The sequence below is a fragment of the Fimbriimonadales bacterium genome, from assembly GCA_035559795.1.
Lineage (GTDB): Bacteria > Armatimonadota > Fimbriimonadia > Fimbriimonadales > ATM1 > DATMAR01.
In genome coordinates this window covers 88,613-102,442 of sequence record DATMAR010000013.1, presented here as the reverse complement: position 1 = coordinate 102,442, position 13,830 = coordinate 88,613, and the positions used below count along the sequence as shown (strand labels likewise).

Genomic DNA, 13,830 nt, shown 5'->3' with positions numbered 1-13,830 from the left:
ATTCCTCCGCTTTCCAAGCGATATATTGTCAAATTACTTTTCTAAAGGTGCTTGGAGGTTCCATTTTGCACCTATATTTCGTCTTTTCGCAAGGAGTTGCTAAAAAAATTCGACTTTTTCAGGAGGTTTCTTTATGACTGGAGGACTTTTCAAGGCTGGAATCGCAGAAGGGCTCGGGGTTTTCTTTTTAGTGTTATTCGGTGGAGCTGCTATTTGTATGGACACATACTTGGCATCTACTCAACAAGGGGGCATCGGGCTTTTGGCTATCGCGCTCGCTCACGGCATCGCTCTGATGATTGCAGTGTATATAGCAGCCGGGATTTCAGGGGGACACATTAATCCGGCAATTAGTATCGGTCTCGCCATTATAGGAAAATTCGGTGCAAAAGAGGCTTCGGTTTACGTCATTATGCAGATCTTGGGCGGAGTAGTCGGAGGGTTAGCAGTTTGGAGTCTCTTTCCGACCATGCGAGACACCCCACCCTATCTCGGGACACCACAACTGGGTGAAGGAGTCGGGATGCTTCAGGGTATCGGCACGGAAGCGCTTATGACTTTCGCTTTGATGACTGTGGTACTCATGACTGCAATCGACCCATCGCGTCGCGCAAGACAAATGTTCGGACTCCTTATCGGATTGACCGTGACGATCGCGATTTTAGCGAGTGGGCCTTTCACAGGAGGCGCTGTGAACCCTGCACGCTACCTCGGACCTGCCGGAGTCAGTGGGAATTTGACTCCTCAGGCTGGTGTCTACATCGCGGGACCCATTCTAGGGGCGATTGTCGCTGGAATTTTCTATAAGATTTTCCTGGAGACAAAGGAGGAACAGCAGGAATCAGGAGGATAAACAAGAGATTTCTTGGTTCTCATTATAAATGTGGCAAAACCATTTACGTTCCCCAAATAGAGTTTGGGAACGAGGAAAAAGTTCGGGAACGAGGAAAATATAGGCAAGAAAATTAATCAGTACCCTTGCCTAATAAACACCTACTAAAACTTTGGAACCTTTCCAACCATTAAAAGCGTGATATCTAACAGAGACATGAATCAGTTGATTTCTCTCGCTCGAGTAAAAGGGCTTTTGCTTTCCTTACTGGTATTGATCCTATCCAGCGCAGTCTTCGCTCAAAGCATTTCTAAAGAAACTAAGGCAGAAATCTTAGAGGAAATCGGCAAACTCGTAAAAGAACGCGCTTATGTAGGTGGGGTGGATTTTTCACGTTGGGACGAATTTCAGCAAAAACATCGAGAAGAGTTCGACAAGGCAGACACTCATGACGAATTCGCAAGTGCCGTTAACCGCGCCTTCATGGAATTCGGTTTTTCGCACCTTCGGCTTTTGACCCCTCGCTCGACGCAAATTCAAAGAACCGGCAAAGCGGTCGGAATCGGAATCTCTGGGCAAATCGAACCGGGTGGAATGCGAGTCATCCGGGTAATTCCGGAAGGACCGGCAGAAAAGGCAGGGATTAAACCCGGCGACTTGATTGTCAAGGCGGACGGAAAACCTGTCAAAGGTCCTGAGCAAATACGTGGTGAAAAAGACACAAAGGTTCTCCTCGAAATCCAACGAGGAGACAGCGTTATCGAAGTGACTGTCAAACGGAGCGAATTCAGCACGCTCACCAAAGACGAGTTGAAATGGATTGACAAAAAAACCGTCATGATTCGCGTGAACACGTTCATGACAGGATACGACCGTGAATTAATAGACAAGTTCTTCGAAGAAGCGAGCAAAGCCGAACGTCTAATTTTAGACCTACGCTCGAACGGGGGGGGAAGTACGATTAACCTTTATCATTTAGCGGGAAAAGTCCTCACTCCCGACACATCGCTCGGAAAGTTCATCACGCGAATGGATGCCAAAAAATATTTAGAAAAACACCCCGACGAAAAAGATACTCCCGAAAAGGTGGCGAAGGAATTCGGGTTAGAAATTCGTGCGAGGGGTGACGAAGACAAAGTTTATAAAGGTCAATTAGTGGTTCTGACCGATGGTGGCACGGGAAGCGCTTCCGAAATTTTGGCTTCTGCGATTCAAGATCACAAACGCGGGAAAGTTGTCGGTGCAACGACTGCCGGTGCAGTCCTCGCCTCCACATTCTTCCGTCTGCCAGAAGGCTTTTCTTTGCAACTGCCCTTGATGGAATATGTAACTTACGGTGGTCGCCGTCTGGAAGGCAAAGGTGTAGAGCCCGATTATCCCGTGGATGCGAAGGATTTGGCGAACGAAGAACTCCTCCTGAAAGCAGTCGAGAAAGCATTCGTAGAAATGAAAGTTTCTATTTATGCCCTAACAACTGCATCTGCAGGGGATAGTTGGGTTTTTATCCCTCAAAGTTATTTTTCATGCCTTTCATGCCTCAACAGCTCCTGCTGTTGAGGCTTTTTTATCCCTCAAGTGATTTTTCATGCCTCAAAGTTATTTTCATGCCTCAACGGCTCCCGCTGTTGAGGCTTTAATGGAAACACGATCCTATGAGAAGGATGTATACTTCCTCATCGGAATCTCTCTTTGATGATTTCACGCAGAGAACTCTTTAAAGCAATCGGCTCTGCTTGGATATCGGCAGGTGTCGGTTCATTCGAGTATCCTTTCGAGAGGAGGAATATCATGTCAGAAGTAAAAGCACAAGAGGTCAAACTGGTAACTCCGGTTCCCTTGCCGGAAAAGATTTTTACGACGGAACGTGTAGGCATAAGCCGCAAAACGCACGAAGAGCATTTCAAACTCTACCAGGGCTATGCAAACAAAACGAACGAAATTCGAAAAGCCCTCGCAGAACTCGATAAAGACCCGTCGAAAGCGAATCAAACCTACAGTCAAGTCCGGTCACTCAAGGTGGATTACACTTTCGCATACGGCGGATTCATCAATCACACGATATATTTCGACATCTTAGGCGGTAATGGTGAACCGAATGGCGAAGCGAAAAGGCTCATCGAACGCGATTTCGGAAGTATCGAGGAATGGAAAAAAGATTTAAAGGCGACGGGGATCGCGGGACGCGGTTGGGCATGGCTTGCATACGACCACGATGAAAAAACTCTTTTCAATTACATCGGTGATGCGCAAAACACATTTCCGATATGGAACGCCACGCCGATTCTCGCTTTGGACGTATACGAGCATGCGTACTACCTCGATTTCGCGACGAACCGCGGCGCATATATCGATGCGTTTTTCCAAGTGCTCGATTGGGATGCGGTGAATAGACGTCTCGAAGCGGCATTGCGAAAAGGTTAAACAGAGATAAGCAACCATACGACTCGAGAAAATGAGTCGAGTTTTATGTATGTATGCCTCAACTGCTCGGCAGTTTTGTATGCCTCAACTGCTCCTGAGTTTTATCCTCAACTGCTCCTGGTTTTATATGCCTCAACTGCTCCTGCAGTTGAGGCTAAAAAAATATTTCAGAAGACAGGTTTATAAACTAAGCAATATCATGCACAGGGAATTGGGCAGTCAATTCCCTAACTTCTTTTCGAATCTGAGCCTTTTCTTTCTCGTCGTCTTTCGCCCGCAATGAACGTGCGATCAAGGAAGCAATCATTCGCATTTCGTCTTCTTTCATTCCTCTCGTAGTAACTGCCGGTGTTCCTAAACGTAATCCACTGGCAATGAAAGGTTTTTCTGGGTCGAAAGGAATCGTATTTTTATTCGTCGTAATTCCTACATCGTCCAAGATTTTTTCGGCGACTTTTCCAGTAATTTCGAAAGGACGCAGATCAATAAGCATCAAATGAGAATCCGTACCACCGCTAACGATGCGAAATCCCTCTTTGGCGAGCGCTGCCGCTAAGGCGTCGGCATTTTTACGGACTTGCTTTTGATATTTTTTGAAAGAGGGTTGTGCGGCTTCGTGAAAGCAAACCGCTTTCCCTGCTATACAATGCATCAAAGGACCCCCCTGTATGCCGGGAAAGACCATTTTATTGATTTTCGCGCCGATTTCTTCGTCTGCGCTCAAAATCATCCCCCCCCTCGGTCCGCGCAATGTTTTATGAGTCGTACTGGTGACGACATGGCAATAAGGAATAGGATTAGGATATTCCCCAGCCGCAATCAATCCTGCAGGATGAGCCATGTCGCACATCAAAATCGCACCAACCGCATCGGAAATTTCTCGAAAGCGCGTGTAATCAATCACACGCGAATACGCCGTCGCCCCACAAACGATGACCTTCGGTTTATGTTCGAATGCAAGCCGTTCTACTTCTTCGTAATCGATGAGTTCGTCTTCTTTTCGAACCCCGTAAGGAATCACTTCGTATAACATTCCGGTGAAATTCACCGGACTACCATGCGTGAGATGTCCGCCGTGGGATAGGTTCATCGCCATCAGCCGTTCACCGGGTTTGAGAAAGGTGAAATAAACCGCCATGTTCGCCTGCGCGCCGCTATGAGGCTGGACATTCGCCCAGGCAGCGCCATAAAGGGCTTTCGCACGCTCTATGGCTAAGTTTTCGACCTCGTCGTAGTATTCACATCCTCCGTAATAGCGCTTACCGGGATAGCCTTCCGCGTACTTATCGGTCATTACGCTACCCACGGCTTCCCTGACGGCTTTGCTCGTGATGTTTTCGCTGGCAATGAGTTCGAGATTCTGCTCTTGGCGAGTCTCCTCTTTTCTCAGGATGAAAGCGACCTCAGGGTCGGTTTGGGCGAGATTATTCGTTCGATGCGCGAGAACATCGGGGTCAGAGATTTTCAACGTCATGATGTGATTATGAACCTTCGTGGCACAAGGGTAGGGAGGCTTCGATAAGCGTGCTCCGAGCGAGACTTTTTGCAAAGCCCTGTAAAAAAAACCGGAACCCGATAAGGGGTGTTTCCGTTTCTGAAAAGGATGAGAAGGATAGAGCAAACCCTCTCGCATTAACCAATCGAAAAATGAGTCGCACACGTACTTTCAAGTTTTCGAAAACGATAATTACACTTATCGTTCTCGGTTTCATCTTTGCTATCTCCAGTGGCATAAGCGTTAATGCATTCGAAAAAAGTGAAGACGATACCGGAGATTACGAAAAGATTCCCACATGGAAAGAAGTTGCTGGAATTTTAAAGAAGGAATGCATAACCTGCCATTCCGCTAAGATTAAGACGGCAAACCTCGACCTTTCATCGTATCAAGCGATGATGCGAGGTGGAAGGAGCGGTGCTATCGTTGTTCCGAGAAACCCGAAAGCAAGTCTTATCATGAAGTACATAAAAGGAGACAAAAAACCGCGAATGCCGATGGGGGGGAAGCCCCTAAAACAACCCGAAATCAAACTTATTGAAAGATGGATTGCATCCGGAGCGCAAGAAAAGTGATGCGAAAACTTCTTCCGGTATTCATCATCGGAGTCTTCGTTTCGTTTATCGCATTTATCTTTTTCAATTCTGCCCAAGCGATACCGGCGTATACGAGAGAATTCGAAGTTCCTTGTTCTACTTGTCATGTCCATCCGCCAAAACTCAGCGCTACAGGGCTCTTGGTGAGATTGCGAGGACCAACCGCAGCAGGCTTCGAGTTGCGAAAAGGTCGTGTGCTGTTCAGTCCATTTGCCGCTTTCGATGCAAAAACATTAGAAGAGGAACCCGACACCATCAAAGGTACGCCCTCGGAAGTGGAACTCATGTTCGCTGGCGAGTTTAATCCTCGCCTTTTCTACCTCGCAGAATGGAGCGTCATAGAGAGAGAACTCGAAGACGGAGAGATTCATGACGAAAGCGGTTCTTTCGGACATTTCTACGTTCGATACAACCCGAATAAGAACTTTCAATTAACAATAGGGCAAGACACCGTTGCAAAACAATTAGAACCAGAACATTTGTTTTCGATTTCAGAATCGATTCTTTTCTCTTCTTCTTTAGAAGGTCCACCCACAGACGACGAAGACCTCGAAGAACTTCGAGCATTCGCCGTAGGAGAAATGTCTCCTCTCGTTCGCGCAACGGTATACAAACTCGACGACGAGTCCACCGTGGATGGATTTTTTGCTACCTTGACGATTCCCTTCACCGGAAGATTCTCTATTCCGCTTACAGAAGATGCAAAAGACCACGCCAAAGCAGAATTCGAGAACCAACCGAAAGGTTATTATTTGGAGGCGTATCGCCAAAATGGCGTTTCGAGTTTCGGAATATCTGCCTTCTCGGGAACGAACAACAGACTGCTTTTCGGTGCGAACGTCTACTGGGAAATGGGGAATTTTTATGCGATGGCAGGTTTAGCGAGTGCTAAACAAGAAGAAGAGTGGCAGACATTGGGGAGCGCGGAGTTGACCTTCGTGCCAAGTTGGGAAACGGCGTTGGGTATCCGCGTTGACGGAAAGACAGGTCAAACCGCCGTGATCTCACCCTATCTTTCCTATCGCCTCCCAGGGTTCGTAAACAACACGCGCCTCGTATTGGAGGCGAATTTCAGCGAGAGCGCTAAACCAAAATTCCTTTTCAAATTCGTATTAATGTATTAGCACCGTTTTCCTGAAAAGGGAACGGTAAGGAACGTTGGTAGAATAAAGCCATCGAAAAAAGGAGGTTTGCCATGTCTGTTGCGAAGGTTGTAGAAATCAGCTCCACTTCTTCCGAAAGTTTCGAAGATGCCATAAAGCAAGGCATCGCCCGAGCGAATAAAACGCTCCGCAATATCAAAGCCGCTTGGATAAAAGAACAAGAGGTCATGGTCGAAAACGGAAACGTAACTGCATATAAAGTGAATATGCTGATTACGTTCATTTTGGAAGACTAAAGATTTGGTAGGGGCAAGAACGGGCAAGAACTTGCCCCTATCATAAGAGATCTGGAAGCAAACACTAAAATAAATCTATAAGCAAATCGTCCCTCTTTGTAAAATGAAAATAAAGGCAGGGGGTGAAAATCGCGCCTTATGGTGCTCCTACAACTTCTGGTTCCCCTTCGAGCGAAGCGAAGAGGAGGAACCTTTAAGGAGGTGGGAAGAATTCTTTTTCGTACCAATGACGCAATTCCTCGATTTTTATGAACCCTTCCGTAAGGTTCACCCTGCTTAGCAAGGGGAACCGAATAAATTTTGCTCGTTACGCATTCCAAGTCATCGGGAAACTCGTTACGCATCCCAAGCCAAAGGAAAACTCGTTACGCACTCCAAGCCATAGGAAAATGAGGCTGAAATAATCGGGGATGGGCTGCAAGAATTCGGTTATGAATGCAAATAATCGCGCCTAACGGCGCTCCTACATGTTCATGTAGCGGTTTCCCTTCGAGCGAAGCGAAGAAGGGAAAGCTTTCAGGAGGTGAAAACCTTACGCTTTTGACGTATACTCACTCGAAATAATGAATTCAAAAGCGCTGATAGGTAAAGACCTCGTAGACCTCTATGAGAAGGTCCTTGCAGGGGAAAGACTGAGCTTCGAGGACGGGGTGCGGCTTTACCAAACGCCGAATCTCACAGGTGTGGGGTATCTCGCCAATATCGTGAGGGAAAAGTTACACGACGACAAAGCCTATTACGTGAGAAATCAGCACATCAACTATACGAACATCTGCAATAAATTCTGTAAATTTTGTTCGTTTTATGCGAAGAAAGGCGGTCCCGACCCTTATCAAATGACATTAGACGAAGTTCGTGCCCGAGTTCGTCGATACAAGCACTTACCGATTACGGAAATTCACATGGTGGGAGGGGTGAATCCTCGACTTCCCTATGATTATTATTTGGATTTAATTCGCGTCGTCAAAGAGGAGCGACCCGGTATTCATGTCAAAGCATTCACCGCTGTGGAAATCGTGGAAATTGCGCGTGTCGGGAAAACGACGATCGAAAAGGCATTGCGCGATTTAATCGAAGCCGGACTCGACGCTCTTCCCGGTGGGGGCATCGAGGTGCTGTCGGATAGAGTACACGAAGAGCTTTTCGAAAGAAAAATCGGGGGGGACGAGTGGAAAGAGGTCGCACGAACTGCTTCGCGATTGGGTCTCACGCAGTACGCCACGATGCTTTACGGACATATCGAAACCATCGAAGAACGAGTGGAGCATTTGCTTCAGTTGCGCGAATTGCAAGACGAAACGCAGCATTTCGTTTGTTTTACCCCCCTCTCTTTTCACCCTGAAAACACAGAATTAGAACACATTCCCCACCCTACTGGCGATTGCGACCTTCGTAACATCGCCGTTTCTCGTCTGCTATTGGATAATTTCGAACACATCAAAAGTTTTTGGATCATGAACACGCCAGCCGTTACACAAGTCGCATTATGGTACGGTGCGGACGACTGCGACGGAACGGTTTTGGAATACGAAATTACGTATCAAGACGACAAACCCGGCGTGAAGACACAAGCGCTCACGGTCGAGAATATGCGGCATATGATTTTAGAAGCGGGCAGAATCCCCATCGAACGAGATAGCCGATATCGAGAGGTCGCTACGACTGATACTCAGACGGAAGAAAAAACACAGCGCAAATTAACCGAACTGCCCTTGCTCAATGCCTGAGAAAAATACTAGATTTCGCCTTTTTGATGAAATTGTTAATTAAAAGCACGGTATAAGTAAAACTTATCTACTCCGAATTAGAAGCAAAAACCATGAAAGCTTTAGTAAGTCTCGTTACTTTCGTTAGTACCTTCACACTTTCCTACGCTCAAATTCTTCACGACCCTAATTATCAAATGAGCATAGAACTATCGGGACTATCGAATCCGATGGGTGTATCGATAGATGCGAATGGAATCGTGTACATCGCCGATTCGGCAAATGGGCGAATTCTTAAAGGCAGTAACGGGAATTATTCCGAGCTCATCAGCGGCTTTACGGTTTCGAGTTACTTCGGTTTCAATATTGGTCCTTTAGGAGTTTTCGTCGCTCCGAACCAAACTCTATTAGTAGGCGAAGGCGGGGGGGATACCGGAGAAGAAACCGTTTGGCATTACGACCTGAATGGGAATTTAATTAAACAATTCAATCCGGTTCCTTTCGGTGGGAATTGGAACGGTTTTTGCGTAGTGAGTTCAGACAACAGACTCCTCGCTACGAGTTCGAACGGAGATAAGATTTTTCAGGCAACTCCATCCGGAAACACATGGAACGAATTAAGCATCTTTATAGACACGGCTGTATATACTGGCGTTGCACCGACCGGTGTTTTCGAAAGAAACGGCGTTCTCTATGTCACGTTTCATGGCGGTTTTTTCCAAACGAATGGAGGCATCAAAACTTTCGATGCGAACACAGGAACACTCATCAACGGCAACTTCATTGGCGGCTTTAGCCCTCTCAATGCCATTACAGGTTTGCCCGATGGAAGATTGCTCGTAGCAGAATTCGGAAACAATGACGGTGAGGGAAATGTTTGGTACGTGGATTCCCTCACGGGCCAAACGACACTTTTGGTAAGCCAAATTAGTCACTGCACATCCGTCGCCGTTGCGCCTGACGGAACGATTTACTTCACCGACCTGGGAACAATGAACGGCACGAATGGACGTTTATGGCGTCTAACGCCGAGCGCGGAACAAATCAAACCGGAAACGATAACCATAATACGCGGTGAACACGTGAGTGGGGATGTCACTGACATGTTCGAAGACGACAACAGTTATTACATCGTAAAGCGTGGTCGAGAGCTCAACCTCAGCGGCGTTCAAATCATGTACGATGTAGTCGCTCACGCAACCGCTGCAAACGCGAGCAAATTAGAATTTAATTTAGTTTCCTCGAGCACGCTGAGCGGCGTAACGCAAAAAATCTTTTTATTCAATTACACGATGAATAAATACGATTTGGTGGATACGAGAACTATCGGAACGTCGGAAAGTTCGGTAACGATAACGATTACTGCCAATCCCGAAGATTACATTCAGGATAGTTCGTTCGAAGTGAAATCGAGAATTCAATGGATAAAAACGGGTTTCGCACCTGCGAATTGGCAGACGAAAACCGACAAAGTGCGCTGGCAACGAAGCCTCTAAGCGAAGGCAATTCGTTCTCTCTCGGGTAAAATTTTTATAGATGACCGATAAAATCGTCATTCATGGCGCGCGGGAACACAATCTTAAAAATCTCCATTTAGAAATTCCGCGCGATAAGTTAGTGGTTATCACTGGACTTAGCGGGTCAGGGAAATCCTCACTGGCTTTCGACACGATTTATGCGGAAGGACAGCGCAGGTACGTCGAATCCCTGTCCGCATATGCGCGCCAGTTTTTAGGGCAAATGAACAAGCCCGACGTGGACTACATCGAAGGTCTTTCCCCTGCTGTAAGCATTGACCAAAAATCGGCGAGTAAAAATCCACGCTCTACGGTCGGAACGGTAACCGAGATTTACGACTACCTTCGCATTCTTTTCGCCCGTGCAGGTGTTCCGCATTGTCCGCAATGTGGCAGAGCGATACAAAGACAAACGGTCGAACAAATCGTAGATGCAGTAAAAGAACTCGGCGAAGGAGCGAAGGTGCAAATCCTCGCACCGGTGGTAAGGGGAAGAAAAGGAGAATATCGCTCAGTGATTTCGGACATTGCGAAGGCTGGCTTTGTCCGCGTGCGTGTGGATGGAAAAATGTACGAAGTTACCGACGACATTCCGATGGACCGTTATAAACAACACACCATCGAAGTCGTCGTGGACAGAATCGTGATGAAAAAGGGTTTGGAGGGGCGTTTGGCGGATTCGATAGAAACCGCACTGAAGTTGGGAAACGGTTTAGTCAACATTCACATACTCGATGGAGAGGAGAGATTGTACAGTGAACATTTCGCTTGTCCTGATTGTGGAATTTCGCTTGGCGAAATCGAGCCGAGGTTCTTTTCCTTCAACTCTCCGTATGGCGCATGCGAAGAATGCAACGGATTGGGGACGAAGACGGAGTTCGACCCGGCGCTCATCGTTCCCGATCCTTCCTTACCGCTTCGAGGGGGGGCGATTGCGCCTTTCGTGCATAAAAACGGTGAGTTGAAGGAATGGTGGCCCGATGTTTTCGACGCATTAGGTCGCGCGATGGGATTCGATTCGAATGCCCCTTATTCGAAACTGCCTGCGAACGCTAAAAAAGCCGTAATGGAGGGCTATCCGAAAGCGTTGGTCGTAGACTACCACTACATGCCAGGTCGTTCTCGAAAGATTACGACGCACTTCGAAGGCGTCCTCAACATCTTGAAAAAGAAATACGAAACTACGGAAAGCGAATGGGTCAAAGAAGATTTAGAGCAATACATGTCCTCGCATCCGTGCCCCAAATGCGACGGGAAGCGATTGAAAAAAGCGTCTTTAGCAGTAACTTTAGCAGAGCGAAACATCTCCGAAATCAGCGATTTGACGGTCGAAGAATGTTTGCAATTTTTCGAAAAACTTCCTACTTTATTGACAGCGAGACAAAGGACGATAGGCGAACGGGCGATTCGAGAAATTCGTGAACGATTAGGATTTTTGAAAGATGTAGGATTGGGATATCTCACCTTGAGCAGAACTGCGCGCACACTCGCGGGGGGGGAAGCGCAGCGGATTCGCTTGGCGACCCAAATCGGCTCCGGTCTTATGGGGGTTTTGTATATTCTCGACGAACCGAGCATCGGCTTGCACCATCGAGACAATCAGAAATTGATTCGCACTTTGCAGCGCCTTCGCGATTTGGGCAATACGGTGATCGTGGTGGAACACGACGAAGACACGATACGTGCCTCGGATTGGGTGATCGATTTAGGACCTGGCGCTGGCGAGCATGGAGGATATGTCGTTGCCGAAGGTCCTTTGGATAAGTTTTTGAAATCGCGAACTCTTACGGCGCAATATCTCAACGGCGAAAAAAGCATTCCGATTCCCGAAAAAAGACGTCAACCCACCAGCAAAATCATTCGCTTGGAAGGTGCGACAGGAAACAATTTGAAAAATATAGACGTGGAAATCCCGTTAGGGCTTTTCATCTGCGTCACTGGCGTTTCTGGTTCTGGAAAATCCACATTGATTCAAGACACGCTGTATCCGCGTTTGATGTATGAAGTTTACGGAACGCGAACGAACTGGCTGCCCCACCGACGTATTACGGGATTGCAATTCATCGATAAAGTAATCGATATAGATCAATCGCCCATCGGAAGGACTCCGCGCAGTAACCCAGCGACCTATACGGGAGTTTTCGATTTGATTCGAGAACTGTTTGCGATGACACCCGAAGCGAAAATAAGAGGATACAAACCGGGACGATTTTCCTTCAATGTGAAGGGGGGGCGCTGCGAAGCCTGCCGAGGAGACGGGATTATCAAAATCGAAATGGTATTTTTGCCCGACGTATATGTTCCATGCGAAGTTTGCAAAGGGCTGCGCTACAATCGGGAAAGTCTCGAAATCAAATATAAAGGGAAAACGATTGCAGACGTGCTGGATATGACGGTCACCGAAGCTTTGGAGTTCTTCCGAGCGATTCCTCGAATTCAAAGGAAATTGGAGACATTGGAAGACGTTGGACTAGGCTACATCAAATTGGGACAGCCTGCGACGACGCTATCAGGGGGGGAAGCCCAGCGAATCAAACTCGCTGCAGAACTTTCCAAACGCGCAACGGGCGACACGCTTTATATTCTCGACGAACCCACGACGGGATTGCATTTCGAAGATATTCGAAAACTGCTCGACGTGTTGCATCGCCTGGTGAACCAAGGGAATACGGTGATTGTCATAGAGCATAACTTGGATGTGATAAAAACAGCGGATTGGATTATCGATTTGGGTCCCGAGGGGGGGAATGCGGGCGGATTCATCGTCGCATGCGGAACACCGGAGGATGTAGCCGCAATTCCTCAAAGTTATACGGGACAGTTTCTCAAACCGCTTCTCGGAATCAAACAAAACGGCGAGACCGAAAAGAAACACCCTATCAAGAAAGTGGCACGAAGATAACCGATCCCCAGTTCGACAAGTCTAAAATGATTTCGAAGGTAGACTCTTCGATGTGATTACCATTTACGGTCTCGAAACTCTTACTGCGTCTTGGAATGAGAGCACAGTTTCCATTGGTGTGTTCGACGGAGTTCATTTGGGGCATCAGGCAGTAATTCGAAGGGCATGCGAAGATGCGAAGAATCACCAAAGGCCCTGCATCGTTTTGACGTTCGACCGCCATCCGCTTTCTGTTTTGCGTCCCGAGCACTGCCCCCCCACGATTTTGCCTCCTGATCTCAAGATTCGCAAAATCGAGAAATTAGGCGTTGATATATTGGTTATCGTAAGATTCGATAAAGAGTTCGCATCGCAAAGTCCCGAACAATTTTTCGAAAATGTTCTCAGAAGTCGCTTACGCGCAGGCACCGTAGTCGTAGGGCATGACTTCGCATTCGGGAAAGATCGTACGGGAGATGTGAATTGGCTAAAAGAAAAAATCGACACGATTGCCGTCCCCCCCGAAACCTATGAAGGACAACGAGTGAGTTCTACGAATATCCGAAAGAAGATCGCCGAAGGAGACGTGAAGGGGGCGAGTATTTTGCTCGGTTCTCCTTACGGTATTTCTGGAATCGTCGTGCAAGGAAGCGGGTTGGGAAAAGAGTTGGGTATTCCGACTTTGAATATCGTCCCTGTGGTGGAACAGATTCTTCCCCGTTATGGAATCTATGCCGGATATGCAGAGACCTCGTATGGAAAGTTTCAAGCGGCTTTAAGTATCGGCGAGCGACCGACGGTAGGAACGGGGTTCGCCATAGAAGCGCATCTGCTCGATTTTCCGCCGCAAAATTTATATGGTCATCTCGCTGTATTGTTTTTCGTGGAGCGCTTGCGCGAGGAAGAGAAGTTTCTTTCAGTAGACGAACTGCGGATGCAGATGCAACGAGATATCGAGCAAGTGCGCGCGGTCTTGAGATGAA

Annotated in this window: 11 protein-coding genes; 10 read left to right on the top strand and 1 reads right to left on the bottom strand. The window is 47.4% G+C overall.

The window, feature by feature from the left end:
* Nucleotides 1-133: 133 nt before the first annotated feature.
* The 3 genes from VNK96_10195 (at nt 134) to VNK96_10185 (ending at nt 3,253) form a co-directional block, all read left to right on the top strand.
* Nucleotides 134-853: an aquaporin gene (locus tag VNK96_10195; protein HWP32075.1), complete on the top strand. Its 720-nt coding sequence runs from the start codon at nt 134-136 to the stop codon at nt 851-853.
* Between the two features lie 195 nt (nt 854-1,048).
* Nucleotides 1,049-2,389 carry a S41 family peptidase gene (locus VNK96_10190; GenBank protein HWP32074.1) on the top strand — a complete coding sequence of 447 codons (1,341 nt, stop codon included), beginning with the start codon at nt 1,049-1,051 and terminating at the stop codon, nt 2,387-2,389.
* Between the two features lie 231 nt (nt 2,390-2,620).
* A complete protein-coding gene (locus VNK96_10185; protein ID HWP32073.1) occupies nt 2,621-3,253 on the top strand; it encodes a superoxide dismutase in 633 nt (210 codons plus the stop codon).
* Between the two features lie 187 nt (nt 3,254-3,440).
* On the opposite strand, the gene glyA is transcribed toward VNK96_10185, so the two are convergent.
* Nucleotides 3,441-4,727 (bottom strand): serine hydroxymethyltransferase, encoded by a 1,287-nt coding sequence (gene glyA / locus VNK96_10180; protein ID HWP32072.1) that lies wholly within the window; start codon nt 4,725-4,727, stop codon nt 3,441-3,443.
* Nucleotides 4,728-4,900: 173 nt separating this feature from the next.
* Between glyA and VNK96_10175 the strand changes: the two genes are divergently transcribed.
* The 7 genes from VNK96_10175 to VNK96_10145 all read left to right on the top strand — a co-directional run bounded on the left by VNK96_10175 (nt 4,901) and on the right by VNK96_10145 (nt 13,829).
* Nucleotides 4,901-5,323, top strand: a complete 423-nt coding sequence (locus tag VNK96_10175) for a c-type cytochrome domain-containing protein (GenBank protein ID HWP32071.1) — start codon at nt 4,901-4,903, stop codon at nt 5,321-5,323.
* Nucleotides 5,293-6,468, top strand: coding sequence for a hypothetical protein (locus tag VNK96_10170; GenBank protein HWP32070.1), 1,176 nt, complete (start codon nt 5,293-5,295; stop codon nt 6,466-6,468). The genes VNK96_10175 and VNK96_10170 overlap by 31 nt, the downstream gene beginning before the upstream one ends.
* A gap of 71 nt (nt 6,469-6,539) precedes the next feature.
* Nucleotides 6,540-6,743, top strand: a complete 204-nt coding sequence (locus VNK96_10165) for a dodecin family protein (protein ID HWP32069.1) — start codon at nt 6,540-6,542, stop codon at nt 6,741-6,743.
* A gap of 563 nt (nt 6,744-7,306) precedes the next feature.
* Complete coding sequence (locus tag VNK96_10160) at nt 7,307-8,470, top strand: CofH family radical SAM protein (GenBank protein HWP32068.1); 1,164 nt, start codon at nt 7,307-7,309, stop codon at nt 8,468-8,470.
* A 92-nt stretch (nt 8,471-8,562) separates the two neighbouring features.
* Nucleotides 8,563-9,945 (top strand): hypothetical protein, encoded by a 1,383-nt coding sequence (locus VNK96_10155; protein HWP32067.1) that lies wholly within the window; start codon nt 8,563-8,565, stop codon nt 9,943-9,945.
* 40 nt (nt 9,946-9,985) lie between these two features.
* The gene (gene uvrA / locus VNK96_10150; GenBank protein ID HWP32066.1) at nt 9,986-12,868 is read left to right on the top strand and encodes an excinuclease ABC subunit UvrA; all 2,883 of its coding nucleotides are present in this window, start codon (nt 9,986-9,988) and stop codon (nt 12,866-12,868) included.
* 52 nt (nt 12,869-12,920) lie between these two features.
* A complete protein-coding gene (locus VNK96_10145) occupies nt 12,921-13,829 on the top strand; it encodes a bifunctional riboflavin kinase/FAD synthetase (protein HWP32065.1) in 909 nt (302 codons plus the stop codon).
* The last annotated feature ends 1 nt before the right edge of the window (nt 13,830 follow it).

Excerpts from the sequence above, each read along its gene's own strand:
- VNK96_10195 (HWP32075.1), top strand. The coding sequence starts at position 134 with ATGACTGGAGGACTTTTCAAGGCTGGAATCGCAGAAGGGCTCGGGGTT.
- VNK96_10190 (HWP32074.1), top strand. The coding sequence starts at position 1,049 with ATGAATCAGTTGATTTCTCTCGCTCGAGTAAAAGGGCTTTTGCTTTCC.
- VNK96_10185 (HWP32073.1), top strand. The coding sequence starts at position 2,621 with ATGTCAGAAGTAAAAGCACAAGAGGTCAAACTGGTAACTCCGGTTCCC.
- glyA (HWP32072.1), bottom strand. The coding sequence starts at position 4,727 with ATGACGTTGAAAATCTCTGACCCCGATGTTCTCGCGCATCGAACGAAT.
- VNK96_10175 (HWP32071.1), top strand. The coding sequence starts at position 4,901 with ATGAGTCGCACACGTACTTTCAAGTTTTCGAAAACGATAATTACACTT.
- VNK96_10170 (HWP32070.1), top strand. The coding sequence starts at position 5,293 with ATGGATTGCATCCGGAGCGCAAGAAAAGTGATGCGAAAACTTCTTCCG.
- VNK96_10165 (HWP32069.1), top strand. The coding sequence starts at position 6,540 with ATGTCTGTTGCGAAGGTTGTAGAAATCAGCTCCACTTCTTCCGAAAGT.
- VNK96_10160 (HWP32068.1), top strand. The coding sequence starts at position 7,307 with ATGAATTCAAAAGCGCTGATAGGTAAAGACCTCGTAGACCTCTATGAG.
- VNK96_10155 (HWP32067.1), top strand. The coding sequence starts at position 8,563 with ATGAAAGCTTTAGTAAGTCTCGTTACTTTCGTTAGTACCTTCACACTT.
- uvrA (HWP32066.1), top strand. The coding sequence starts at position 9,986 with ATGACCGATAAAATCGTCATTCATGGCGCGCGGGAACACAATCTTAAA.